A 21,246-nucleotide genomic window follows, 5' to 3' on the forward strand; every position below is an offset into this window, starting at 1 on the left:
TCCGGTGATGTGTCCCGCGGCCTCATCCGACCTGCACCCAGGTCGCCACCGAGGGGATGCCGGCGCCGTTGTCGACGAAGAGCATGTACCAGTCCGGTGGCAGCAGGTTCGGGTTGTCCGGAACGCCGACGGTAACGGTGCCGTTCGCCTGGCCGGTCACGGGCAGCGCCACCGATCGCTGCTCGGTGTCGGTGACATGGGTGTAGGCACCGGGCCGGATCAGCCGGACCTTGGCGACGTCCTGGGAGACCGACAGGCTGATCGTCGAACCGCGGGTGACGGTGGACGGCGCCGACCGGATGACAGGCCGCTCGCCCCGGTACAGGTAGGGCGGCGTGTAGATCTCGATCCTGGTCTCGAAGAAGTTGTCGTCGCTGAGCGGGTTGGACCCGAACACCGCGACGCGTCCGTCCGCCAGCAGCAGGTAGCTGGTGTGGTAGTCGCGGCCGACCAGGGGATCGGCCGCCGGGGTGAAGGTGTTGGTGTCCGGGTGGTAGAGCTGCGCCGTCCGCGAGTCCTTGCCGCGGTAGGCCGTCGAGCCACCGGAGACGAGCACCGTGTCGTCCGGCAGGATCACCACTCCCGGGTAGCGTTTGGCGACCTCCAGGTCCGGCCCCCGTTCCCAGGCCGGGTTCGGGGCGTCGAGGTCGGCGATGGCGGTGCGGTCGGTCGCGACCTGCGTGTCTCCCACACCGCCGCCGCCGAGGAACATGACCCGCTGGTCCTGGGCGGGAGGCAGGAGCACGGTCCCGGCGGTCTCGTTGATCTCCGGGGAGGGCAGCCCGTCCACCGGCTGGAAGCTGTTGTCGGCCAGGTTCCACAGCCCGGGCTGACGTGCCTCCAGGGACGTCGGCCCATAGCCCCCGTTGGCTCCGGAGAAGAACAGCCGCCCGTCCGCGGCGAGCAGCAGCGACGGGTAGGTCGGGAACTCCTTGTACAGGTTCGGATGGTTGATCCAGCTCTGGGTCGCCTGGTCGAACGACTCGGTGTTCCCCGGGTCGATCGCGCCGTTCTCGTCCAGCCCGGAGACCGCCACGACCGCGCCGTTGGCGAGGGTGACCAGCGTCGGGTACCAGCGAGCGTGGTTCAGGTCACCGGTCTTCTCGTAGCGCTCGGTCTCCGGGTTGAAGACGTAGGAGTCCCGGAGACCCTGGTACTCCTTCTTCTCGCCGTCCGGCGAGTCCTGCGCGAGCACCTCGTAGGCCCTGGTGCCGCCGGCGATCAGCAGGTTGCCGTTCGGCAGGAACGCCTGGCCCGCGCAGAAGACGTCCCACGGGGTGGGGACCTTCTCGAAGGTGTTCGCGACCGGGTCCCACAGCAGGGTCTCGAAGCGCTTGGCGTCGAACGCGGCCTGATCGTTGCCGGAGCCGGCGATCAGCAGCACCTTGCCGGTGCGCAGCAGCGCCGCGTGCACCGACCGGGAGCCCGAGTCCGCGATGATGTCCCACCGGCCGAACTCGCTCATGTAGGACTGCTGATGCCAGCGCCACTGCTGGTAACGCGCCGACGCCCAGCTCCCCACGAACGGCCCGTTGCCGGCGATGAGCACGGCCGCGAGGCAGCAGATCTGGATGATGCGGCGACGGCGGGTACCAGTGATCCTTTCTGTCACCATCAGCCGAGTTCCTCCAGGAGACCGTCGGGTGAGACGCGGCGGCGCCGCGGGTGCAGACGCAGGGTGACGTCCTCGGTGTAGACCGGGGCGGCGGCCTGGGCGGCCTTGGTGGACCTGTCGGGGACGGGGCGGCGCAGGGTCACCGTCGTGGACGGTTCCGGGCCGTCTCCGGCGGCGCCGGCGTTGGCATCGGTCCGGCCGCCCGCGCTCTTCCGGCCGCCGGGGCGGTCCGGCCCGTGGCGGCGAACGGCTGCCAGCAGTGGTGGCGCGATCAGCACGGTGTCGCTGTCCGCGTCGTCGGCATCCGCCCTGGACGCCGTGCCGACCCCGGCGAGCTCCAGCCGGTCCGTGGCCTCGTCATCCGGGTCGTAGCGGCCGGGCCTGTCCGCTCGGCCGGCCGTGGTGCCCAGCGCCACCAGGCCGGACAGGGTCTCGTCGTCTCCGGCGTGGTCGGCGTACGGGGGCACGCCGCCTCCCGGCCGTGCCGCCGCGGGTGCGGGGGGCGGGCGGCCGGCCGTGCTGCCCGCGGTCGGAGCGGTGGCGGTCGGGGCGGTGGCGTCCAGCCCGACGCGCTGCGGCGGGATGTGCGTTGCCGGCAGCGGGTTCGGCGCGGCCGCGCGGCGCGGCGCGAGGACTGGTTCGATCATCCACAGCCCGATCGGGATGAGGCAGGTGACCAGGGAGAGCGACGCCCAGATCATGTTCGCCGGGTAGACGCGGCCGAGGCTCGCCGCCACGGCGATCGCCGCCACCGAGATCGCCGCCCAGAACAGGTGCTTGCGGAAGGTGATCAGCCGGTCAGGGCTCGCCGCGTCGCCCTTCGGAGTGACCACGAAGCCGAGCTTGCGGCGGAGCACCGCGCCGACCAGGGCGGTCGAGTAGAAGGGCATGCACAGCACCGAGACGAAGATCCCGTTCATCCCGGCGCTGCCGGGCTCCTCGTGCGGGCTGACGTTGAAGCGGCGCAGCCAGAAGTAGAGCAGCAGCCGGGCGACGAAGACGTCGATGTACAGCGCCAGCCAGTAGTTGACGTTCACGGTGACACCGGTGGAGCCGAGCGCCATGTAGCAGATGGTCAGGATCGTGCCGAGGATCCAGGTCATCGCGACGGTCGGGTAGTGCAGCATCAGCGTCGAGTAGTGCAGGCGCGGTCCCCAGTCGAGCGCCTTCAGTCGCCGTGGCGCCTCGGTGACCATCACCTCGTTCGCGCCGCGGGCCCAGCGCAGCTGCTGGCTGAAGAAGTCCGTCCAGGAGGTCGGTCCTTCGCCGACCGCGACGACGTCCGGGGTGTAGACGGACGTCCAGCGGTGGCCGGTCGCCGGGTTGCGGGCGCCGTGGACGGCGAACGAGGTGGCGAGGTCCTCGGTGATCGAGTCCTGGAAGCCGCCGATCTGGCGCCAGGTGCTCACCCGGTAGGCGTGGTTGGTGCCGACGAACATGCCGCAGGCGAACCGGTTCGCGGCACGCTGGATCACCGAGTGGAACATGTAGTTCTGCGCCTCGGCGCCGCGGGTCAGGTAGTGCCGGAAGTTCCCGTAGACCTGCGGGCCGACCACGAAGGCGACGTTCGGGTCCCGGAAGTACCCGAGCATGCGCTCGGCGTAGTTCGGCAGCGGGATGTGGTCGGGGTCGACGGACAGGACGACGTCGTAGCGGTCGCCGTGGAGATCGATCCAGGAGTTGTGGTTGCCGTGCTTGGTCTTCGCGCGGAACCGCCCCTTGCGGGTGTTCCAGTGGTCGACGCCGTTGCGGGTGAAGTGCCGGACCCCGATCTCCCGGCACATCGCGCGTACCGCCGGGTCGTTGCCCTCGTCGAGCAGCCAGACATCGATCGGGCTGCCGTAGCGGATGTTCCGGGCCGCGATCAGCGTGTCCCGGACGACGTCCAGTGGCTCCTTCGACGGGACGATCGTGGTGGTGAACGCGACCCGCAGCCCGGGGGGAGGCGTGACCGGGATCGGGTCCCGCATGAGCGTCGCCGACCAGCACAGGATGACCGAGTTCAGCAGGCGGATGCCCTCGGTCACGACGATCAGCCAGAACATGATGTGGTTCCCGACGGCCACCGCGGTCGGGAGGTAGCGGGTCCTGGGGAAGTGCTGTGGCTGGATCAGCCAGACGAAGAAGAACGACGACAGCACCAGCGTGACCACGAGCAGCGGGAGCACCTGGCGCAGCGCGGGGCCGGCCATGACCCGCCGGTAGGCGACGTGATGGGTCCTGCCCGGCGCCGGCTCCTGCAGCGGGCCGGCGAGCGTCGAGAAGGTCGCGTAGTCGTACGCCACGTCACTGGGCCTCGGCGCCGGTCTGCCCGGTCTGCCCGGTCTGCCCGGTCCGCAAGGTCCGTCCGGTCCGTCCGTCGGCCGGCCGGTCGAACGCCAGCCAGACGATCCCGGCGACCAGCAGGAGGACGCCCGCGCCGAGGCAGATCCACAGCCCTGTCGCGGTGCCGGTGGTGACCGTGGGACTGTCCGTCTGGAACGTGCCGATGCGCAGCCGTTCCAGCGTCCGGCCGATGGGGTCGGCGGCGTGGGCCCGAGCGGCGGTCACACCGATGATCACTGCCCCGGCGGCCGTCGGGGCGAGGCTCACCCAGCGACGGCTGCCGCCGGGATCTGCCGTCAGCATACTGATCAAGCTCGTCAGCGCGAGGGCGAAAACCACCTGTCCGCTGGGTGGGAGATCCCACCCGGAGCGGGTGACGACCAGTAGGTGCGCACCCCGGTCGGAAAGAGTCGCCTGAACCCAGTGATCGAATGATCCGAAGACCGCGGCGACGCCGCCGAAACCGCATGCCCATACCGCCGCTGTGACGACGCGCTGCCCTGGCTCCGGCGCGGTACGCCACCGCGCCCGATTCGGTGCCCGGGTATCTGGCCGAAGGTCTGGTGAGCTCTCCGCTCGGTCGGCGAACACGCCATCCTTTCCGCAGGTCGGGTGTTGCCGTGACACGATGCCACAGGGGCGGCGGCCGGCTCGAGGCAGGCCCCACGATGGTTTTGCTATCTGAAAGAACGACGGTGGGCCGGCAGACGGGAAGAATCTCTCTGTTCAGGCCATGGTCTAGTGTCGAGCGCGGTCGTCGCCGTCCCGGCCGTACCTGTGGCCTGCTTGGAACAGGTCATCTCGGCATTCACGTGAGGGTTCTGGTGTTGCTTTCTGGCGTCCTCCGGGCGTTGTGGATTCGGTGCGGCCCGACGGGAGAATGTGTCTGATGAAGCAGCTGCCCCATGCCGTCGCGGGCGCGGCGGCGACGCCCAGGCCGACGCCCAGGCCGACGCTGACAGTGACGCGGCGCGGGCGTCGGCGGCGGCGCCTGGCGGTGGTGTGTACCGGCTCACTGCTCGCACTGCTGCCGGGATGCTCCGGTGGGTCCGCCAGCCCGAGCGTCCCCGCTCCGTCGACGGCGACGGTGTCGGCTGTCCCGACGGCCGCCCCGCCGGCCGCGGCGCCGGTGCCCGGAAGTGCCGTCACCACCGGGGGAAGCCCGCTGGCCGGCCGTGCCCTCCACGCGGTGCCGGGCGTGCAGGCCCAGGTCTCGGCGGATGGCATCCGTGCCGAACGGCCGGTCGACGCCGCGCTGCTGGACCGGATCTCCCGGACGCCGACCGCGATCTGGCTGGGGACCTGGAACGCCACCGCCGAGGTGAGCGCCAACGTCCGCGGCATCGTCGCCGGTGGCCGGTTCGCCGGCGCGACTCCGGTCCTGGCCGTCTACCGGCTCCCGGCCCACGACTGCACGACGTACCCGGCCACCGGCGAGGGCTCGCCGGACGCCTACCGGGCGTGGATAGCGCAGGTCGCCGCCGGTCTGGCGCCCGGGCCCGCGGCTGTCGTCCTCGAGCCCGGTGTGCTCGCCAACCTGAACTGCCTGCGCCAGCCGGACGTGGAGACGTCCTACCAGCTGATCAGGGAGGCGGCCGGGGTACTGACCCGGGCCGGGGCGGCCGTGTACCTCGACATCGGCAGCGGGGCCACGCTGTCCATGGTGGAGGCGGCCCGGCGGCTGCGCCTCGCCGGTGTGGCCGATGTCCGCGGCTTCGCGCTGAACACCTCCCGCTTCGCCCCCACCGAGACGATGCTCGACTACGGCGAGGCGGTGGTCCGCCAGCTCGGGACCAACACCGGCTTCGTCGTCGACACCAGCCGCAACGGTCTCGGCGCGCCTGCCGGGGGCGACGTGTGCAACCCGGCCGGGCGCGCGCTCGGGCCCCTGCCCACCACCAGCACGGGCCGGGCGGCCGCGGACGCACTGTTGTGGATCAAGATGCCCGGAGAGTCCGACGGCACGTGTAACGGCGGGCCGCCGGCTGGAACCTTCTGGGTCGACTATGCGGTCGGCCTGGCCCGCCGGGCAGGCTGGTGACGTTTCAGTTCGCCGATCCCGCCGATCCCGCCGATCCCGCCGATCCCGCTTGTTCGTCGCGAAGGATGCTGCCGGCATACAGCTGCGCGGGGTGACCGCTGGCGTTTCGGTCGGGAGACGCGGAAACGCGGCCCGTACGTGAGGGTTGGCGTCGACCCTTACTGAAGGGAAGGTTTTCCACGCCAGTCAAAGGGTGGATAGCCCATCTCTCACGGAAGGGTAGGTTGGCGGCTCTTGCGTAAGGGTGGGTTTCCCGCCCTTACGAAACGGCCGGGTTGTAGCCCTCACTCGGATGTGGTCGCCGTACTTCGATGGTGGGGTGGAGGTTGTGTCCGCGGGCGCGCGGTGGGCGATGTCGCCGGATCTGCAGAGCCGCCGGTCGTGTGCGCATCGCAATGTATCCCTTTCGTAAGGGTTCAACTCTGGCGGCCCTTTCGCATTCATTCGCCGCGGCCGGTGGTAGCTTCCCGCGCCATAAGGCTTTCGTGGACACGACAGGGCAGGGTGGCCGTTGTGCTGAGTTCGATAGCACCGCACGAGCGCGTGCCGGTGTACCGCCCCTACCTCGGGGCGGAGGTCCAGCAGGCCGCCCGCCGGGCGCTCGCGGCCGGATGGCTGGGCATGGGCCCGCTCACCCAACAGTTCGAGGAGGGCATCGAGCGTTTTCTCGGGCTGTCGGGGCGTCGGGCGGTGTCGACGAACTCCTGCACCGAGGCACTGCACCTCGCCGGGCGGCTGATCGGGCTCGGCCCCGGTGACGAGGTGATCTGCCCGGCCTTCACCTACGTCGCCGGTCACCAGGCCATCAGCCGCACCGGCGCCGACGTCGTGCTCTGTGACGTCGACGAGGCGGGGCTCGGCATCGATCCGGCCCGGGCCGCCGAGCTTGTCACGGAACGCACCCGTGCCATCCTCGCGGTGGACTACCTGGGCCTGCCCTGCCGGCTCGACGAGCTCGTCGAGCTTGCCCGCCGCCACGACCTGCGCGTCATCGAGGACGCGGCGCACGCCTTCGGGTCCCGCAGCGACGGCCGGCCGGTCGGCTCCTTCGGCGACATCACCTGCTTCAGCTTCGGCCCCGTCAAAATGATCACCACCCTGGAGGGCGGTGCGATCATCACCTCTGACCCGGCGGACGTCCAGACCCTGCACGAGCTGCGCCACCTCGGCATCAACGCGGACACCGACGCGCGGTACCGCAGCCAGCGCAACTGGGAGTTCGACGTCGTGCGCCAGGGATACCGCTGCCACCTGGGTTCCGTCCCGGCCGCGATCGGCATCGCCCAGCTGGACCTCGTCGACGAGTTCATCCGCAACCGGCAGGACTACTGCCGCCGCTACGACGACGGGCTGCGCGACCTCGGCGAGCACCTGACGTTCTTCGACACCGACTGGAAGGACGTCGCGCCGTACATCTACGTGCTGCGGCTGCGGGACGGATCGCAGCGCCCCGCTCTCATCCGGCACCTCGCCGACCAGGGCATCGCCACGGGCATCCACTTCCTCGGCGCGCACGAGTTCAGCTTCTACACCGGCTCGCGCCGCGGCCCGCTGCCGGTGACCGAGGCCGTCACGCAGCAGGTGCTCACGCTCCCGCTGCACCCCTACATGGATGACGGCGTGGTGGACCGGGTGATCCGGGCCGTGCACGCGTTCTGGGAGGCTTGATGACCGTGACCGCTGCCGACACCGTGACCGACGATGCCGCGGCGCTGCCACGTCTGAGCGTCATCATCAGTTGTCGCAACAGTGCCGCCACGCTGGCCCAGACCCTCGAGTCGATCGCGGCGCAGGCCTATCCGGGCTGGTGGGAGATGGTCGTCGTCGACAACGGCTCGACCGACAACACCGCGGACGTCGCCCGCGGGTTCACCGGGCGCCTGCCCCACCTGCAGGTGGTGCGGCCGCCGGAGCCGGGCCACCAGGCCCATGGTGTCAACCACGGCATCGCGCACAGCTCCGGCGAGGTGATCGTCTTTCTGGACAGCGACGACATCGTCGGGCCCGACTACATGATCCACATGGCGCGTGCCATGACGAAGCACGGCTTCGTCGGCGCCCGGGTGGACGTCGACCGGCTCAATCCGCCCGCGGTCCGCGCCCGGCGCCGCGTGCTGCAGGGCGCCGGCATCGACACCTACTGCGGGTTCCGGCCGGCCGCGATCGGCGCCGCGATGGGCGGCCGCCGCGACGCGATCGACGCTGTCGGCGGGATGGATCCGGAACTGCCCACCCAGCACGACCTGGACGTCTCCTGGCGGATGGCGGCGAAGGGCTGTCCGACCGTGTTCGTGCCTGACGCCGTGCTGCACTACCGCTACCGTGTCACCGCGCGTGACGTCTTCAGGCAGGAGCGCGGCTACGGCTTCGGCGAGGTCGCGCTCTACCGCAAGTTCCGGGCGGACGGGATGCCCGGGCGCTCCCTCCCGCAGCTCGTGGCCTTCCTGGCCCGGCTGGCCCTGGCCCTGCCCGGCATCCGGACGGCGCCAGGCCGGGCCCGGGTCGCCACGATGGCGGGCATGCTCCTGGGCCGGATCGAGGGCAGCATCAGCTACCGGCGGCTCTACCTCTGAGGGGACGTACCGGTCTGAGCGCGCCCGCCTGCATCCAGGTGCCCAGATGTTGTGCCGGTGTTCAGGCTGAGGCCGCGAAGCTGGGCGCGGTCCCGTAACTTCCCTGCTCCAGCGTTCGTCCTCCAGACAGAACCGGAGGTGCAAACACGTGCGAGTACGACTGCGCACAGCTGCGGCCGCAGTGGCGGGCGTCACCCTCACCGCCGTGGCGATCCCGGCCGCGAGCGCCGGGTCCGGCAGCCAGGACGGCCGTGGCGGCCCGAGCCGTCACACCGACTACCGCCGGGCGGCCGACCCGACCTTCGAGCTGATCGGGAGCTACCGCACCGGGCTCGCGGACCCCGCCGAGGGAGCGACCTCGGGCGAGGTCGCGCACTTCGCCGACGGACGCCTCTATGTCACGAACGCCACCGACGCCTCGGTCGACATCGTCGACGCACGTGACCCGGCCGCGCCCCGGCTGCTGCGCCGGATCGACCTCTCGGCCTACGGCGAGACCGTGACCAGCGTGGCAGCGGGTCGCAACCAGATCGCGGCGGCGGTCGAGTCGGACACGGAGCCCGGCAAGGTCGTCCTGTTCACACCGGACGGCAGGGACCTGCGCGCCGTCACCGTCGGCGCCGGCCCGGACATGGTCACCTTCGCTCCCGACGGACGCCGGATCCTGGTCGCGAACGAGGGCGAGCCCGCGGGCTACGAACCCGGTGACGTCGACCCGGCCGGTTCCGTGAGCGTCATCGACCTGGCGTCGCGCCAGCCGAAGGTGACCACGATCGGCTTCCAGGACTTCGACCCCGGGGCCCGCCGGGCGAAGGAGCTGCCGGCCGGCGTGCGGGTGTTCGGTTCGCCGCTGCCGTCGCTCGACCTGGAGCCGGAGTACGTCACCGTCTCCGCCGACGGCCACACGGCCTGGGTGTCGCTGCAGGAGAACAACGCGATCGCCGTGCTCGACCTGAAGCGGCTCACGGTCAGCCGCCTCCACGCGCTCGGCTTCAAGGATCTCTCCGTTCCGGGGAACGGCATCGACGCGAGCGACCGGGACGGCGGGATCACCATTCGCACCTGGCCGAACATCCTCGGCATGTACCAGCCGGACGCGCTGGCGGCCTTCAGCGTGCGGGGCCGCAGCTACGTCCTGTCCGCCAACGAGGGCGACGCGCGTGAGTACGACGGGCTGGTCGAGGCCGCGCGGCTGCGCTCGACGACCACTGACGCCTCGTTCGGCCCGGACCGGGCCGACACCGCCGCCGGCCGGCTCAACGTGACGACCGCGACCCCCGGCCAGCCGTCCGGGCAGTCGAAGGCCTACGCCTTCGGCACCCGCTCGTTCACGGTGTGGGACGGCTCGACGGGCACTCTGGTCGCCGACAGCGGTGACCAGCTGGAGCAGACGATCGCCGCGGCACTGCCGGCGAACTTCAACTCCAACAACGACGAGAACACGTTCGACAACCGCAGCGACGACAAGGGCCCCGAGCCCGAGGCGGTGGCGGTCGGCGAGATCAACGGCCGCACGTTCGGCTTCGTCGGCATGGAGCGGGTCGGCGGGTTCGCCGTCGTCGACCTGAGCAACCCGAGGGACCCGGAGATCGTGCAGTACCTCAACAACCGGGACTTCACCCTGACCGACACGGTGGGCCCGGACAGCGGACCGGAGGTCATCGACTTCGTCGACGCCCGGAACAGCCCGACCCGCCGGCCACTGGTGATCGTCTCCAACGAGATCACGGGCACCGTCAGCCTCTACGGTCTCGCCGGCCGCCGCTGACAGCCCCGCAGCTCCGCAGCCTCGTAGCCTCGTAGCCCGGCTGCCCGCTCAGGCCTGCCTCGGCGCGAGCTTGAGCGGGCGCTGCGCGGGCAGCTCGTCTGCATGGCCGAAGTCACCAACGAGTCGGACCCGCGCCTGCTTGGCGCGTACCTGACCAACCATCTGACGGGTGCGGCCGCGGGCGTCGACCTCGCCCGCCGCATCGCCAGGGAGCACCGGGACATGCCCGCCGGCCCGGCCCTGGCCGACATGGCCGCGGACATCGCGCAGGACCGGGCCGTCCTGATCCAGATCATGAGCGATCTCGGTGTTCCGCGCCGGCGCCACGCGTTCCTGCTCGGCAGGCTCGCCGAGAAGGTGGGCAGGCTCAAACCGAACCGGAGGCTCTGGCGACGGTCACCGATGAGCTCGGTGGTCGAGCTGGAGAGCCTGTGGCTCGGTGTGAACGGCAAGTCCCGGCTGTGGCGGACGTTGCGCAGTGCCGCGGTCGAGGACGACCGCCTGGAGGCGGGTTTCCTCGACCATCTGTGTGACCGCGCGAAGGCGCAGGCGGACGAGATCGAGGCGCTGCGCCTGCGGGCGGTGGAGGAGGCCTTCGCCGTCCCGGCCCGCACCCGCGGCCGGACCGGTGGCCGCACCGGCGGCCGGGCGAACGGATGAGCGCCCGGCAGAGACTGGACGCGCGAGGAGCGGACGCGCGGGGGGTGGAGACGCAATGAAGGCGGCCGGTGGCAGCCGGACGGCCGTGCTCGTCTGCCAGGGGCGGGCGGCCGCGGACGGGCTGGCCTCACCCGGCCGCTTCGCCGACCCCGTCGCGGTGGAGCTGCTGCGGGACGACGAACGCCGTCCCGTCGAGCAGGTGCGTGCGAGAACACCGCCGTCCGCCTGGCTGGAACGCATCGAGTACGAGTCGGTCCGGGCCTGCGCGGCGATCGCCGTGCCGCGCACGGTCGCGATCGACGACGCCGTCCGCCACCACCCGGGTGCGCAGGTCGTCATCGTCGGTGCTGGTCTCGACACGCGAGCGTGGCGCCTGCCGGAGCTGGCGGACCGGGCCGTCTTCGAGGTCGACCACCCGGCCTCGCAGCGGGACAAGCGCGAGCGGGTCGCCCGGCTGCCCGAGTTGACACGACGGGCCCGACCGGTCCGGTTCGTCCCCGTCGACCTCGCCCGGGACCGGCTCGCCGCCGCCCTCGCCGCCGCCGGGCACCGCCGCGACCTGCCCACCACCTGGATCTGGGAGGGTGTCGTCCCCTACCTGACCCGGGCCGAGGTCGAGCGGACCACGGCCGCACTCGCCGCGCTGTCCGCCCCCGGCAGCCGGCTGATCGTCAACTACCAGGCGCGCCGGCCCGCGATCGCGGTCGGGCAGCTGATCTCCCGGGCTGCGTACCTCGTGGCGGGGCGGCGCAGCATGTGGGCGAACGAGCCCTGGCGCTCGCTGTGGACGGCGACCGCGATGGCGAACCTGCTGCGCCGCCACGGGTTCACGGTCGGCAGTGACGACGACCTGCTCGCGGTCGCGACCCGGCTACCGGCATCCACCGCCCGACGGGCCTCACTGCGCAGCGGCCGCGTCGCCGTCGCCGACCGGCCGGGCTGACCGGTCGGTCAGGCGCGACTCAGGGCGAGGACCGGGATGGTCCGGACGCCCGCCGTCTTCTCCTCGTACTCGGCGAACCCGGGGTAGCGCCGCGCCTGCTCGGCGTACAGCCGGTCCCGCTCGTCGCCGGTGACCTCGCGGACGGCCACCCGGTAGCTGTCGGTTCCACGCTCGACGCTGGTCTCACCGGCCGCGGTCAGGTTGCGGTACCACTGCGGATGGGCGGTCTGCCCGGCGTTGGAGGCGAAGACGTAGATCGTGTCGGCGTCACCGTCGTCCGGCAGGTACATCACGGGGCTGATGTGCTCACGGCCGCTCCGGCGGCCCCGGTGGTGCAGCAGCACCAGCGGCGCGCCCGCGAAGTTGCCCCCCACGCGCCCCTCGTTCGCGCGGAACTCGGCGATCACCTGTGCGTTCCAGTCGTTCGCTGCTGTCACTGTGTTTCCTCCTGTGTCCCACGGGTGATGCCCTGGCTGGCCAGGTCCATCCTGCGGGGATGGCGGAGCCCGCGTCGCGCGGGGACCGGCCGGGCCTGTGGCACGGTCGGTGCGGACGCCGGCGCGGCCGGTGTGGACATCGGTGGGTGGCGGGGGGAGACGTCCGGCATAGTCGATCGGGTGGCGGGGCCGTCGCCCGATCGCGGTCGGCGCCCGCCGGTGGTGACGACGGGTGCGGAAGGGGCTGGTGGTTCATGCCGGCGGGCGGGTCCGAGGGGGGACGGCCGCGGTCCCCGGCCGGCGAGGCGACGGCGGGGGCGCACCGCCGCTCGTACGAGAGCCCGCTGCGCCGTCAGCAGGCCGCGCTGACCCGCGAGCGCATCCTGGCCGCCGCGGTCGAGATGGTGCACGGCTTTCCGACCTGGGACTGGGGCGCGCTCACGATCCGCGCGGTGGCGCGCCGCGCCGAGGTCAACGAAAGCACCATCTACCGGTACTTCTCGAACGAGCGACGGCTGCGCGACGCGGTCATGCAGCGGCTGCAGCAGGAGGCCGGTGTCGACCTGGAGGGCCTGCGCCTGGAGAGCTTCGGCGATGTCATCGCGCGCATGTTCGAGTATCTGGCGTCCTTCCCCGCCCAGCCACCGCCGGACGAGCCCACCTTCGCCGACATCGACAGGCGCCGCCGCGCCGCTCTCGTCGCCGCGGTCACCGAGGCGGCGCCCGGCTGGTCCGAGCAGGAGGCGGCGGTCGCCGCCGCCATGCTGGACGTCTTCTGGAACGTCCCGTCCTACGAGCGCCTGACCGTGACCTGGGAGTTCGACGTCGCGCGCGCGACCCGGGCCGTGCACTGGGTGGTCCGCACCCTGAGCGCCGCGATCCGCGCCGGCGACGGCCCCGACGGCCCCGACGGTCCGGGCGGCCCCGACGGTCCGGACGCCCCGGACCGTCCGGCGACGAGCTGACGTCCCGTCCACCGCCGGATCAGCGACTCCCCGACGCACGGCTGGTTCAGGCTGCGTGGCGCCAGGCGTCGGCGAGCGCGGTGAAGCTCGCCTGGCGGCGCGCCCGGTCCAGGCTCGGGGTGACGACGACGATCTCGTCGGCCTGGGCCTCGCGCCTCATGTCGAGCAGCCGCTCGGCGACGGTTTTCGGCTCCCCGGTCACCATCCGGCCGTCGTCCTGGCGGTCGGCACGGAACCGCGCCGACCGGGCGAGCCCGCGGACGTCCTCCGGACGCAGCGGCTCCCGCACCCCGCGGCTGATGTTCTGGATGGTCAGCGTCCACGCCGCCTCGAAGTCGAGGACGGCCTCCTCGTCCTCGCTCGCGAAGGCCAGCACCGACATCGCCGAGTAGGGCTGCGCACCGTCGTGCCGCGGGGTGAAGTCGCGCCGGTAGGCGCGGAGCGCGTCGAACGCCAGCTCCGGGCTCATGTGGTGGGCGAACACCGCGCTCAGCCCGTTCACGGCGGCGAACCGCGGCCCGTAGCCGCTCGACCCCAGCACGAACAGCTCGGGCTGCTCGTCGACCACCGGCGCCGCCACCAGCCGCGCGTACGGATGATCGGCCGGGAAGCCGTCGTCGAGGAACGCGAGCAGCTCGCCGACCTGCCCCGGGAACTCCGCTCCCGCGTCGCCGGCGACGCCGCGGCGCAGCACGTGCGCGGTCAGCGGGTCGGTTCCCGGCGCCCGGCCGAGCGCCAGATCGACCCGCCCCGGGTACATCGCCACCAGGGTCCGGAACATCTCCGCGACCTTGAACGGGGCGTGGTTCGGCAGCATGATCCCGGCGGCGCCGACCCGGATCCGGGACGTCAGCGCGCCGACATGGGCTGTCAGCAGCTCCGGGGCACTGCACGCCAGACTCTGCATGTTGTGGTGCTCGGAGACCCAGTACCGCCGGTAGCCGGCCGCCTCGACGGTCTGCGCGACGGCCACCGCGCCGGCGATCGCCGCGCCCGGGCTCTCCCCGTGCTCGATGCCGACGAAGTCGAGCACGGCCAGTGGAAGTGAACCCGCAACGACAGTCACGTCCACGTCAATTCCGCACCGCCCGGCCGCATTCCCTGCCGGCCCGTCGGTCGGCCCGGCTGCTGACCGGGCGGTCGGCTCGGCTGTTGACCGGGTTCAGGAACGCAGGACGTCGGCGAGCTCCGGCCGGACGAGTCCGTCCAACTGGTCCCAGGGCGCGAGAACGCTCTGCGGCCCGAGCACGTACGGCAGCTCGGCCACGATCACCACCAGGCCCTGCGGGTTGACGACGAACTGCCGGTAGTTGGCCGGGTCCGGGTCGGTGACGCCACCGGTCGGGCCGTCGGGGAAACGCCGGTCCAGCTCGGCGCGGACGATCGACTCCAGCCTGCGCAGCCCCGCGGGCGTCGAGGTGAAGACGTCCTCGATGGTGACGCGGGCGCCGGTGCGCAGGTCGAAGACCAGGCCGCTGGCCAGCTCGGCGGGGTGCGCCGCGCCGGGCGGGTAGCGGTCCCCGCCGAAGGACAGCGCGAGGACGTGCGCGCCCACATGGGGGTTCCCGGCCGTCAGGGTGAGGGACTCGTACGCGGTCTGCGCCTTCTCCTCGCGGACGTAGTCGGCGATCGCCGCGTTCACCCGACCCACCACCGTGGCATCAGGCCCCGACAACACCGGGATGTCGGCCCGGAACGAGGCCTCCGGGGCAATCCGCCCCTCCTCCTGCCGGATCGTGATCTGGTACTCCGTTGCCTGCGGCCCGCCGGACGGATCCGGGGCGGCCGAGCTCGGCTCGACGGGAGCCGCGCTCGGCTCGGCAGTGGCCGCGGTCAGGCCGACCCCGGCCTCCGGGCCGCAGCCGGTGAGGACGGCGGCGCAGGTCAGGACCAGGCCGGTGAGGGCGACCGCCGCCGACCGGGCGGCGGTGAAACGCTGTCTGCTGAGCACCGGCTGATCGTGGCCCGAGGCGGCCCCGTGCGCTGGAGCGGAGACGACACCGCGTCGGTCGGCTTCCTGACGGCTCCCGCGGTCAGCGGCACGGTGGGGCGAACGGCACGGTCCGGAAGGCGTCCCGCCACTCCCGTTCGGTGATCAGGTTTGCCGGGTCGGCGCAGGCTGCCCCGGTGAGCGCGGCCGGGTCGACCGTCCAGAGCCGGACCGATCCGTCCCCGCCCGCGGAGACGATCGTCCGCCCGCCCGGGACGAACAGGGCGGCGTTCACCGCCTTCGTGTGGCCGTGCAGGTCGGTGAGCGGCACCGGACTGGTGGCGGCGGAGATGTCGGTGAGCCGGACGACGGCGTCCTCGCTGGCGGAGACCAGAAGGCCACCAGCACTGTCGGCGCCGAACCCGACGCTGGTCACCCCGCCGACGCCGCCAGGTGTCGACCCCAGCTCGGAGGTACCCGACGGGGTGAGCGCCCACAGGCGCACCGAGCCGTCGAGGCCGCCGGCGGCGATGGTCGAACCGTCGGGGGAGAACACGACGGACTGGACTGTCCGCCCGCTGCCACGCAGCGCCGGGCGCGGATTCGGCCGCGCCGGATCGACGACGTCCCACAGCCGGACGGTGCCGTCGTCGCCGCCGAACGCCAGCAGTCCGCCACGGGGCGAGAAGACCACCGAACGGATCCCGCCGGTGGCGCCGTCCGCCGCCCACCGCCGCTGCGGACGGCCCGGATCGGCGACGTCCCACAGGGCGACCTGCCCGTCGCCGCCGCCGGAGGTGAGCGTCGCCCCGTCCGGGGAGAAGGCCACGGACCGGACCCGGTCACGGTGGAACCTGAGCGTGGCCAGCGCGCGCGGCCGACCGGGCTCGGCGACATCCCACAACCGGACGTCCCCGTTGCCCGCACCGGCCGCCAGCGTCGTCCCGTTCGGGCTGAACGCCACCGCGTACACCCAGTCACCGATGCCCGTGACGGTGCCGACGTGCGCGGGGTTGGCGACGTCCGCCAGGTCCCACAGCTCGACCGCCCCGGTGTCCGTGCCGGCGGCGAGCAGACGCCCGTCCGGCCGCACGGCGGCGCTCAGCAGACGGCTGCCGAGTGTCACGGCCAGCGGATCGACGTCCGCCGCGAACAGGCCGACCATCGCCCGGCGGGTGGCGGGTTCATCCGGCGCCAGCTGGTAGGCGGCGAGGGCGAGCCGGCGGGCCAGCGGCCGGTCCTGATCCTGCAGCCGCAGTGCCCGGCCCGCGACCTGTTCCGGGCTGTTCGTCCCCGCGGGCTCACCGCCCCGGCCCAGAACGACGAGCACGACCGCCGCGACGGCCACGGCCAGCACCGCCGCGAGCACGCCGAGCAGGCGCGGCCCAGCCAGCCCGCGCGGCCCGGGCGGGCGGGGCGGGCGGGGCTTCTCGGTCGGGCGGGTCGCGCGGGCTGCCGCGGCCGGACCGGCGGACCCGCCAGCACCGGCCGGCCCCGTCGAGCCAGTCGACCCCGCGGCACTGCCGGTACCGGATGCCGCCGCGCGGGATGCCGCCGCGCGGGATGCTGCCGCGCGGGATGCTGCCGCGCGGGAGGAGGCAGCGCGGGAGGACGCGCGCCGATCAGGCTTCGCCCGGCCGGCCGGGGAGCCGCTGCGCTCGCGGCCGGGGGCTTCCGGGCGCTGCGCGGCGGCATCCGGGGAGAGCATCGTCGGCAGCGTCAGATAGGGCGGCGGCGTTCCCGCGGCGACGGTGACCGTCTCGTCCGCGGCCGCGGAGTCCGCCCGGGGCAGGACGGTCACCGGTGTCGACAGGGATGTCGGCGACGGCGTCGACACCGGCTCGACCAGCGCCGCCACCTCCGCCAGCGGCGGCCCGACCGGCGACGCGGTCTCGGTCATGCGAAGGTCGAGCAGGCGGGCGTAGAGCTCCTCGGCGGACGGCCGTTCCTGTGGATCCTTGCGCATCGCCTCCTCGACCAGCGGGCGTAGCGAGTCCTCGAAACCGTCCAGCACAGGCTGGTCGTTGGCCGCCCGGTACAGCAGCGCGGCGGGCGGGCCGCTGCCGAACGGGTAGCGGCCGGTGCCGGCGTAGACGAGCACACCGCCCCACGCGAAGACGTCCGCCGCCGAGGTGATCACGCCGCCGCGGGCCTGCTCGGGCGCCATCAGGGCGGGCGTGCCCACCGGATGCTCGCCGGTGAGGGCGGAGGTCGTGTCGAGCGCACGGGCGATACCGAAATCGATCACCTTCGGGCCGAGCCGGGAGAGGACGATGTTGCCCGGCTTGAGATCGCGGTGCACGATCCCGGCCCGGTGGATCGCCATCAGCGCGGTGGCCATGCTGGCCGCGAGCTGGTGCAGCTCGCCGTGGCTCAGCGGCCCGCGGGCCCGCACCGACTCCGCCAGCGTCGGCCCGTCGACGAACTCGGTGACGAGGAACGGGACGTCGCCGGTCACATCGACGTCCAGGACGGCGGCGGTGCAGAACCGGGCGACCCGGCGCGCGCTGTCCGCCTCCCGCTTCAGGCGGTCCCGGAACTCGGGGCGGCGGGCCAGGTCCGGGCGGATGAGCTTGACCGCGACCTGCCGGCCGGCATGGTCGACACCGAGGTGGACGGTGCCCATGCCGCCAGCGCCCAGGCGCCGCAGCAGCCGGTACGGCCCGACCTCGTCCGGGTCGGGCCCGTGGTCACCTGCCATCGCCTGCCATCGCCATCGCCACCGCCACCGCTACCGCGACCGCGGCGTCAGCCGCCCCGGCCGGACAGCGAGGCCGCCGCCGGCCAGGAAGAACAGCAGCAGCAGGGACGGAGTGGACGCACTGGTGTGCGCGGAGACCAGCATCATCTCAACCCCGGAGCCGAGCCGGATCCCACACTCGGCGTCGACCTGCCGGTAGCCGGGTCGGAAGCTCGCGAAGCGCACGACGGTCTCGAAACGGCCGTCCTGGTCGGCGACCGTGCGCCCGACGAGCTCTCCGCCCGCGGTCAGCGTGGTCTCCGCGCCAGGCGTGCAGCCGGCGCCCTGCGCGTAGAGGAGGTCACCGGCGGACAACACGTACCGGTCGAAGCGCAGCTCCCCGGGGACCGGTGCGCGGGCCACCGGCACACCCGGCCGCGGTGCCGGTGAGCCCGGCGCGGCGATCGGTGTGCACACCCCGAGGACACGCACCGTGCCGTCCGGGCAGGCCGCCGTCACCGCCGTCACCGGCTCGGCGCAGCTGGCCCCGACCGGCACCGTCACCCCGCCCGGGCAGAAGGTCCGCCCCGGCGGGCAGCCGGCCGTGGACGTGGCCGAGGAACCATCCCAGCAGGCCACCAGCGACGGCCGGGCGGGAACCGGCCGGGGACACGACTCACCCGGCCCCACGCTCACCGGGCTGTTCGGGCACTGGACCCGTTCGACCGGGCAGTCGGCCGCGGAGGGGGCACGTGACCCGTCGGCGCAGCGCACCCCCTGATCGCCGCCGCCGCCGCCGCTGCCGCCGGTGCCGCCGGTGCCGCCGCCGTTTCCGCCACCCCCGCTGTCACCGGTACCGGGGCTGCCGCCCGCGGGCGGGCTGGAAGAGGAGCCGGTGGGCTGCTCGCTGGGCGGTGGGCAGCCCGGGATCGGCACGTCGTCCATGGGCCCGCCCGGATCAGGGCAGCTGATCGGCCCGCTGCTGGCGCAGCTCCCGTCCGGCGCCGCCGTGGAGCGCGGCCGCCAGCGCGGGCGGCACGACGGCTCCGGGGAACCGCCCCCGCCCTCACCCGGGCTTGTGGACGGTGAGGGCGCCGGGGGATCCGGCGTGGTCGTCGGAGGGTCGGCCGTGGCCACGGGAGGATCCGCGGTCGGCCCGTCATCGGTCGGCCCGTCATCGGTCGGCGCGGGCGGGGCGGGAAGGGCGGGCGGTGCGGGCGGAGCGGAGGCGTCCTGCGCCGGCCCCGGATCCGGGGTGCCGGGTGAGCTCCGATCCGCTGGCGGCCCGGCCGACCTGTCGGCCGGTGGACCAGCCGGTACATCGGCCGGCGCGCTGTCCGGAGGCTCGTCGGGCGGAGTGGACGCTGGTTCCGCGGCGGCGCCGGTCGCCGCCGACGGGGACGGGACCTGAGCAGCCGTCGCCGGGGTGGCACCGGCCAGCGCGGCCACGAGGAGCGTGGCCAGCACAAGCAGGGAGAACACGCGTGGCAGCAGCCGCGCTGCCGCGCGCATTCCCACCACCTGTTTGTCGCCCGACATCGGCAGCCCCCGGATCCCGCCGTTAATGCGCCTGCCGTTGATTCATCTTCAGTGGAAGCCTGCCTACCTGATTGCCAGCGTAACATCGCAGCCGGCGACCACCTGGTCCATGGGGGGGAGATGTGATTTCCGGATCGCGCATGCCGAGACGGGCACAAAAATGCCGCGTGCTCGCATTTGTTGTGGTGTTCGCAACATGGATCGGCGTCTTCCCGGCGTCCGCCGCCTGGGCGGCGAATCAGAATACGGCAAGGCTGTCTGTCAGCATCGACGGCCGACCACTCGATGGTGACGTCGTGCTGGACGCGGCGGCAGCCACCCGGCTGGTCGTGGGCGTGGAGAATCTCGGCGGGTCGGCGCTGGACGTCGATTCTGTCCGGCTGCGAGGAATGGTGCTCGGGCTCACCTTCTTCGACTACGACACCCGGGTGCGGACAACCGTGCCCGCCCGCGGCACCGCGAACTGGACTGTCGACCTGGATCTGCGCGACATCGCCGGGCGGGCCACCGGCCTGGTACCGATCCGGGTCGAGATCCGAGACACAGACCTCGACACTGTCGTCGCGCGGGACGGGAAAGCGCAGGTCCACGGCTCGCTGCTGTCGACCTACGGCCTGCTCGGCCTGGGCCTGCTCGTCCTGGCCGGCCTGCTTCTCGCCGCCGCCGTGCTGTCACCGGGGGCGTCGAAGCTGCGGGGCCTGCGTTTCGTCCCGGCCGGCTGCGTCCTGGGGCTGCTCGTGGTCTTCGCGCTCTCGGCGATGCGGCTGCTGGCACCCTCGCCGCCGACCGACCTTGCGATCACGCTCGGCATGACCCTCCTCGCCGTCGTCGCCGGGAGCCGCCTGCACGCGCCGCACGCCAGCGCCGACGCGGGAGCCGACGCCGACGCGGGAGCCGGCGCCGACGCGGGCGCGGCGTGACGCTAGCGTTTGTTCACGTAGCCGGCGTCGACCGGCAGCGTGACACCGGTGACGTACCGGGCGTGGTCGGAGACCAGCCACACCAGGGCATCCGAGACGTCGGCGGTCTCGAGCATGCCGACGGGCAGGGCATGCGGATCGGACATCTTCGGATCACTCTGCAGGAACCGCAGCATCATGTCGTTGACGACCATCGGTGTGTTCACCCCGGTGGGGTGCAGGGAGTTGACGCGGATGCGGTGCGGTGCCAGGGCGTTCGCCCAGGTCCGCATCAGGCCCACCTGGCCGTGCTTGGAGGCGGTGTAGCCGAGTACCCCCGGCGTGCCCGCGGTCATGCCGGTGAGCCCCGCGGTGGAACTGACGATCACGATCGCCCCGCCGACGCCGCGGTCGATCATGCCGGGAACGGCGGCCTGCACGGTGTTGTAGGTACCGGTGAGATTGACGTCCACGACGTCCTTCCACTCCCCGCCGATACCTTCGGGCGAGAACGGCGCTATTCCGGCGTTCGCGATCACGATGTCAACCGGGCCGAGTGCCGCGACACCCGCGCCCAGCGCTGCCTGTAAGGCATCCGGATCGCGGACGTCGGCCACCGCCGCGTGCATGCCGCGCCCGAGTGCCTCCACCTGGCGCACGGTTTCCTTCAGATCCTCGGCGGTGGCGAGGGGATAACCCGCGGAATGGATGTCGGCGCAGATGTCGACACCGATGATGTCGGCGCCCTCCCGGGCGAGTCGGACCGCGTGTGACCGCCCCTGCCCGCGGGCCACGCCCGTGATGAAAGCGACCTTGCCGCCAAGATTCATCCCACCGGGATTCATGCCGGACCTCCTGTTGGAGTCGATTC

At 72.7% G+C, this 21,246-nt stretch carries 19 protein-coding genes; 10 read left to right on the forward strand and 9 right to left on the reverse strand.

Annotation, left to right across the window (positions count from 1 at the left end; translation table 11 throughout):
- Positions 1 to 22: 22 nt before the first annotated feature.
- Genes AB1460_RS07825 through AB1460_RS07835 form a run of 3 tightly spaced genes read right to left on the reverse strand, consistent with a single transcriptional unit; the run spans position 23 to position 4,243 of the window.
- Entirely contained in the window at positions 23 to 1,615 is a 1,593-nt protein-coding gene (locus AB1460_RS07825) for a galactose oxidase-like domain-containing protein (RefSeq protein ID WP_368959935.1), read from the reverse strand.
- Positions 1,615 to 3,900: a glycosyltransferase family 2 protein gene (locus AB1460_RS07830; RefSeq protein WP_368959936.1), complete on the reverse strand. Its 2,286-nt coding sequence runs from the start codon at positions 3,898 to 3,900 to the stop codon at positions 1,615 to 1,617. Before AB1460_RS07830 ends, AB1460_RS07825 begins: the two co-directional genes overlap by 1 nt.
- A gap of 1 nt (position 3,901) precedes the next feature.
- The gene (locus tag AB1460_RS07835) at positions 3,902 to 4,243 is read right to left on the reverse strand and encodes a hypothetical protein (RefSeq protein ID WP_368959937.1); all 342 of its coding nucleotides are present in this window, start codon (positions 4,241 to 4,243) and stop codon (positions 3,902 to 3,904) included.
- Positions 4,244 to 4,829: 586 nt separating this feature from the next.
- Between AB1460_RS07835 and AB1460_RS07840 the strand changes: the two genes are divergently transcribed.
- The 6 genes from AB1460_RS07840 (at position 4,830) to AB1460_RS07865 (ending at position 11,925) form a co-directional block, all read left to right on the forward strand.
- Positions 4,830 to 5,981 (forward strand): glycoside hydrolase family 6 protein, encoded by a 1,152-nt coding sequence (locus AB1460_RS07840; protein ID WP_368959938.1) that lies wholly within the window; start codon positions 4,830 to 4,832, stop codon positions 5,979 to 5,981.
- 513 nt (positions 5,982 to 6,494) lie between these two features.
- The gene (locus AB1460_RS07845) at positions 6,495 to 7,649 is read left to right on the forward strand and encodes a DegT/DnrJ/EryC1/StrS family aminotransferase (RefSeq protein ID WP_368959939.1); all 1,155 of its coding nucleotides are present in this window, start codon (positions 6,495 to 6,497) and stop codon (positions 7,647 to 7,649) included.
- Complete coding sequence (locus AB1460_RS07850; RefSeq protein ID WP_368959940.1) at positions 7,649 to 8,554, forward strand: glycosyltransferase; 906 nt, start codon at positions 7,649 to 7,651, stop codon at positions 8,552 to 8,554. Before AB1460_RS07845 ends, AB1460_RS07850 begins: the two co-directional genes overlap by 1 nt.
- A gap of 148 nt (positions 8,555 to 8,702) precedes the next feature.
- On the forward strand, positions 8,703 to 10,322 hold the full coding sequence (locus AB1460_RS07855; protein ID WP_368959941.1) for a choice-of-anchor I family protein: 1,620 nt from the start codon (positions 8,703 to 8,705) through the stop codon (positions 10,320 to 10,322).
- A gap of 102 nt (positions 10,323 to 10,424) precedes the next feature.
- Positions 10,425 to 10,982, forward strand: a complete 558-nt coding sequence (locus AB1460_RS07860) for a hypothetical protein (RefSeq protein ID WP_368959942.1) — start codon at positions 10,425 to 10,427, stop codon at positions 10,980 to 10,982.
- Between the two features lie 55 nt (positions 10,983 to 11,037).
- Entirely contained in the window at positions 11,038 to 11,925 is an 888-nt protein-coding gene (locus AB1460_RS07865) for a class I SAM-dependent methyltransferase (RefSeq protein WP_368959943.1), read from the forward strand.
- A gap of 8 nt (positions 11,926 to 11,933) precedes the next feature.
- Here AB1460_RS07865 and AB1460_RS07870 read toward each other — a convergent pair whose 3' ends face one another.
- A complete protein-coding gene (locus AB1460_RS07870; protein ID WP_368959944.1) occupies positions 11,934 to 12,362 on the reverse strand; it encodes a nitroreductase family deazaflavin-dependent oxidoreductase in 429 nt (142 codons plus the stop codon).
- A 254-nt stretch (positions 12,363 to 12,616) separates the two neighbouring features.
- On the opposite strand from AB1460_RS07870, the gene AB1460_RS07875 reads away from it, so the two are divergent.
- A complete protein-coding gene (locus AB1460_RS07875) occupies positions 12,617 to 13,327 on the forward strand; it encodes a TetR/AcrR family transcriptional regulator (RefSeq protein WP_368959945.1) in 711 nt (236 codons plus the stop codon).
- Positions 13,328 to 13,373: 46 nt separating this feature from the next.
- Here the strand turns inward: AB1460_RS07875 and AB1460_RS07880 are convergent, their stop codons facing one another.
- From AB1460_RS07880 to AB1460_RS07895, 4 genes are all read right to left on the reverse strand, one after another.
- The gene (locus AB1460_RS07880; RefSeq protein ID WP_420497217.1) at positions 13,374 to 14,399 is read right to left on the reverse strand and encodes an LLM class flavin-dependent oxidoreductase; all 1,026 of its coding nucleotides are present in this window, start codon (positions 14,397 to 14,399) and stop codon (positions 13,374 to 13,376) included.
- A gap of 90 nt (positions 14,400 to 14,489) precedes the next feature.
- Positions 14,490 to 15,278 carry an RsiV family protein gene (locus AB1460_RS07885; protein WP_368959947.1) on the reverse strand — a complete coding sequence of 263 codons (789 nt, stop codon included), beginning with the start codon at positions 15,276 to 15,278 and terminating at the stop codon, positions 14,490 to 14,492.
- Between the two features lie 82 nt (positions 15,279 to 15,360).
- Positions 15,361 to 17,958: a WD40 repeat domain-containing serine/threonine protein kinase gene (locus AB1460_RS07890; protein ID WP_368959948.1), complete on the reverse strand. Its 2,598-nt coding sequence runs from the start codon at positions 17,956 to 17,958 to the stop codon at positions 15,361 to 15,363.
- A 30-nt stretch (positions 17,959 to 17,988) separates the two neighbouring features.
- On the reverse strand, positions 17,989 to 18,429 hold the full coding sequence (locus AB1460_RS07895) for a hypothetical protein (protein WP_368959949.1): 441 nt from the start codon (positions 18,427 to 18,429) through the stop codon (positions 17,989 to 17,991).
- Between the two features lies 1 nt (position 18,430).
- Here AB1460_RS07895 and AB1460_RS07900 point away from each other — a divergent pair, with 1 nt between their 5' ends.
- The 3 genes from AB1460_RS07900 to AB1460_RS07910 all read left to right on the forward strand — a co-directional run bounded on the left by AB1460_RS07900 (position 18,431) and on the right by AB1460_RS07910 (position 20,396).
- Positions 18,431 to 18,718 (forward strand): hypothetical protein, encoded by a 288-nt coding sequence (locus AB1460_RS07900; RefSeq protein WP_368959950.1) that lies wholly within the window; start codon positions 18,431 to 18,433, stop codon positions 18,716 to 18,718.
- 36 nt (positions 18,719 to 18,754) lie between these two features.
- Entirely contained in the window at positions 18,755 to 19,348 is a 594-nt protein-coding gene (locus AB1460_RS07905; protein ID WP_368959952.1) for a hypothetical protein, read from the forward strand.
- Positions 19,349 to 19,772: 424 nt separating this feature from the next.
- Positions 19,773 to 20,396, forward strand: coding sequence for a hypothetical protein (locus AB1460_RS07910; RefSeq protein WP_368959953.1), 624 nt, complete (start codon positions 19,773 to 19,775; stop codon positions 20,394 to 20,396).
- Positions 20,397 to 20,398: 2 nt separating this feature from the next.
- Here AB1460_RS07910 and AB1460_RS07915 read toward each other — a convergent pair whose 3' ends face one another.
- Positions 20,399 to 21,220 carry a mycofactocin-coupled SDR family oxidoreductase gene (locus AB1460_RS07915; protein ID WP_368959954.1) on the reverse strand — a complete coding sequence of 274 codons (822 nt, stop codon included), beginning with the start codon at positions 21,218 to 21,220 and terminating at the stop codon, positions 20,399 to 20,401.
- Between the last annotated feature and the right edge of the window lie 26 nt (positions 21,221 to 21,246).

This window comes from Parafrankia sp. FMc2 (assembly GCF_041008525.1).
Lineage (GTDB): Bacteria > Actinomycetota > Actinomycetes > Frankiales > Frankiaceae > Parafrankia.

What these genes read in the sequence shown, in the direction of transcription:
- AB1460_RS07825 (WP_368959935.1), bottom strand. Translation starts at nt 1,615, where the DNA reads ATGGTGACAGAAAGGATCACTGGTACCCGCCGTCGCCGCATCATCCAG.
- AB1460_RS07835 (WP_368959937.1), bottom strand. Translation starts at nt 4,243, where the DNA reads ATGCTGACGGCAGATCCCGGCGGCAGCCGTCGCTGGGTGAGCCTCGCC.
- AB1460_RS07840 (WP_368959938.1), top strand. Translation starts at nt 4,830, where the DNA reads ATGAAGCAGCTGCCCCATGCCGTCGCGGGCGCGGCGGCGACGCCCAGG.
- AB1460_RS07850 (WP_368959940.1), top strand. Translation starts at nt 7,649, where the DNA reads ATGACCGTGACCGCTGCCGACACCGTGACCGACGATGCCGCGGCGCTG.
- AB1460_RS07860 (WP_368959942.1), top strand. Translation starts at nt 10,425, where the DNA reads ATGGCCGAAGTCACCAACGAGTCGGACCCGCGCCTGCTTGGCGCGTAC.
- AB1460_RS07865 (WP_368959943.1), top strand. Translation starts at nt 11,038, where the DNA reads ATGAAGGCGGCCGGTGGCAGCCGGACGGCCGTGCTCGTCTGCCAGGGG.
- AB1460_RS07875 (WP_368959945.1), top strand. Translation starts at nt 12,617, where the DNA reads ATGCCGGCGGGCGGGTCCGAGGGGGGACGGCCGCGGTCCCCGGCCGGC.
- AB1460_RS07890 (WP_368959948.1), bottom strand. Translation starts at nt 17,958, where the DNA reads ATGGCAGGTGACCACGGGCCCGACCCGGACGAGGTCGGGCCGTACCGG.
- AB1460_RS07915 (WP_368959954.1), bottom strand. Translation starts at nt 21,220, where the DNA reads ATGAATCCCGGTGGGATGAATCTTGGCGGCAAGGTCGCTTTCATCACG.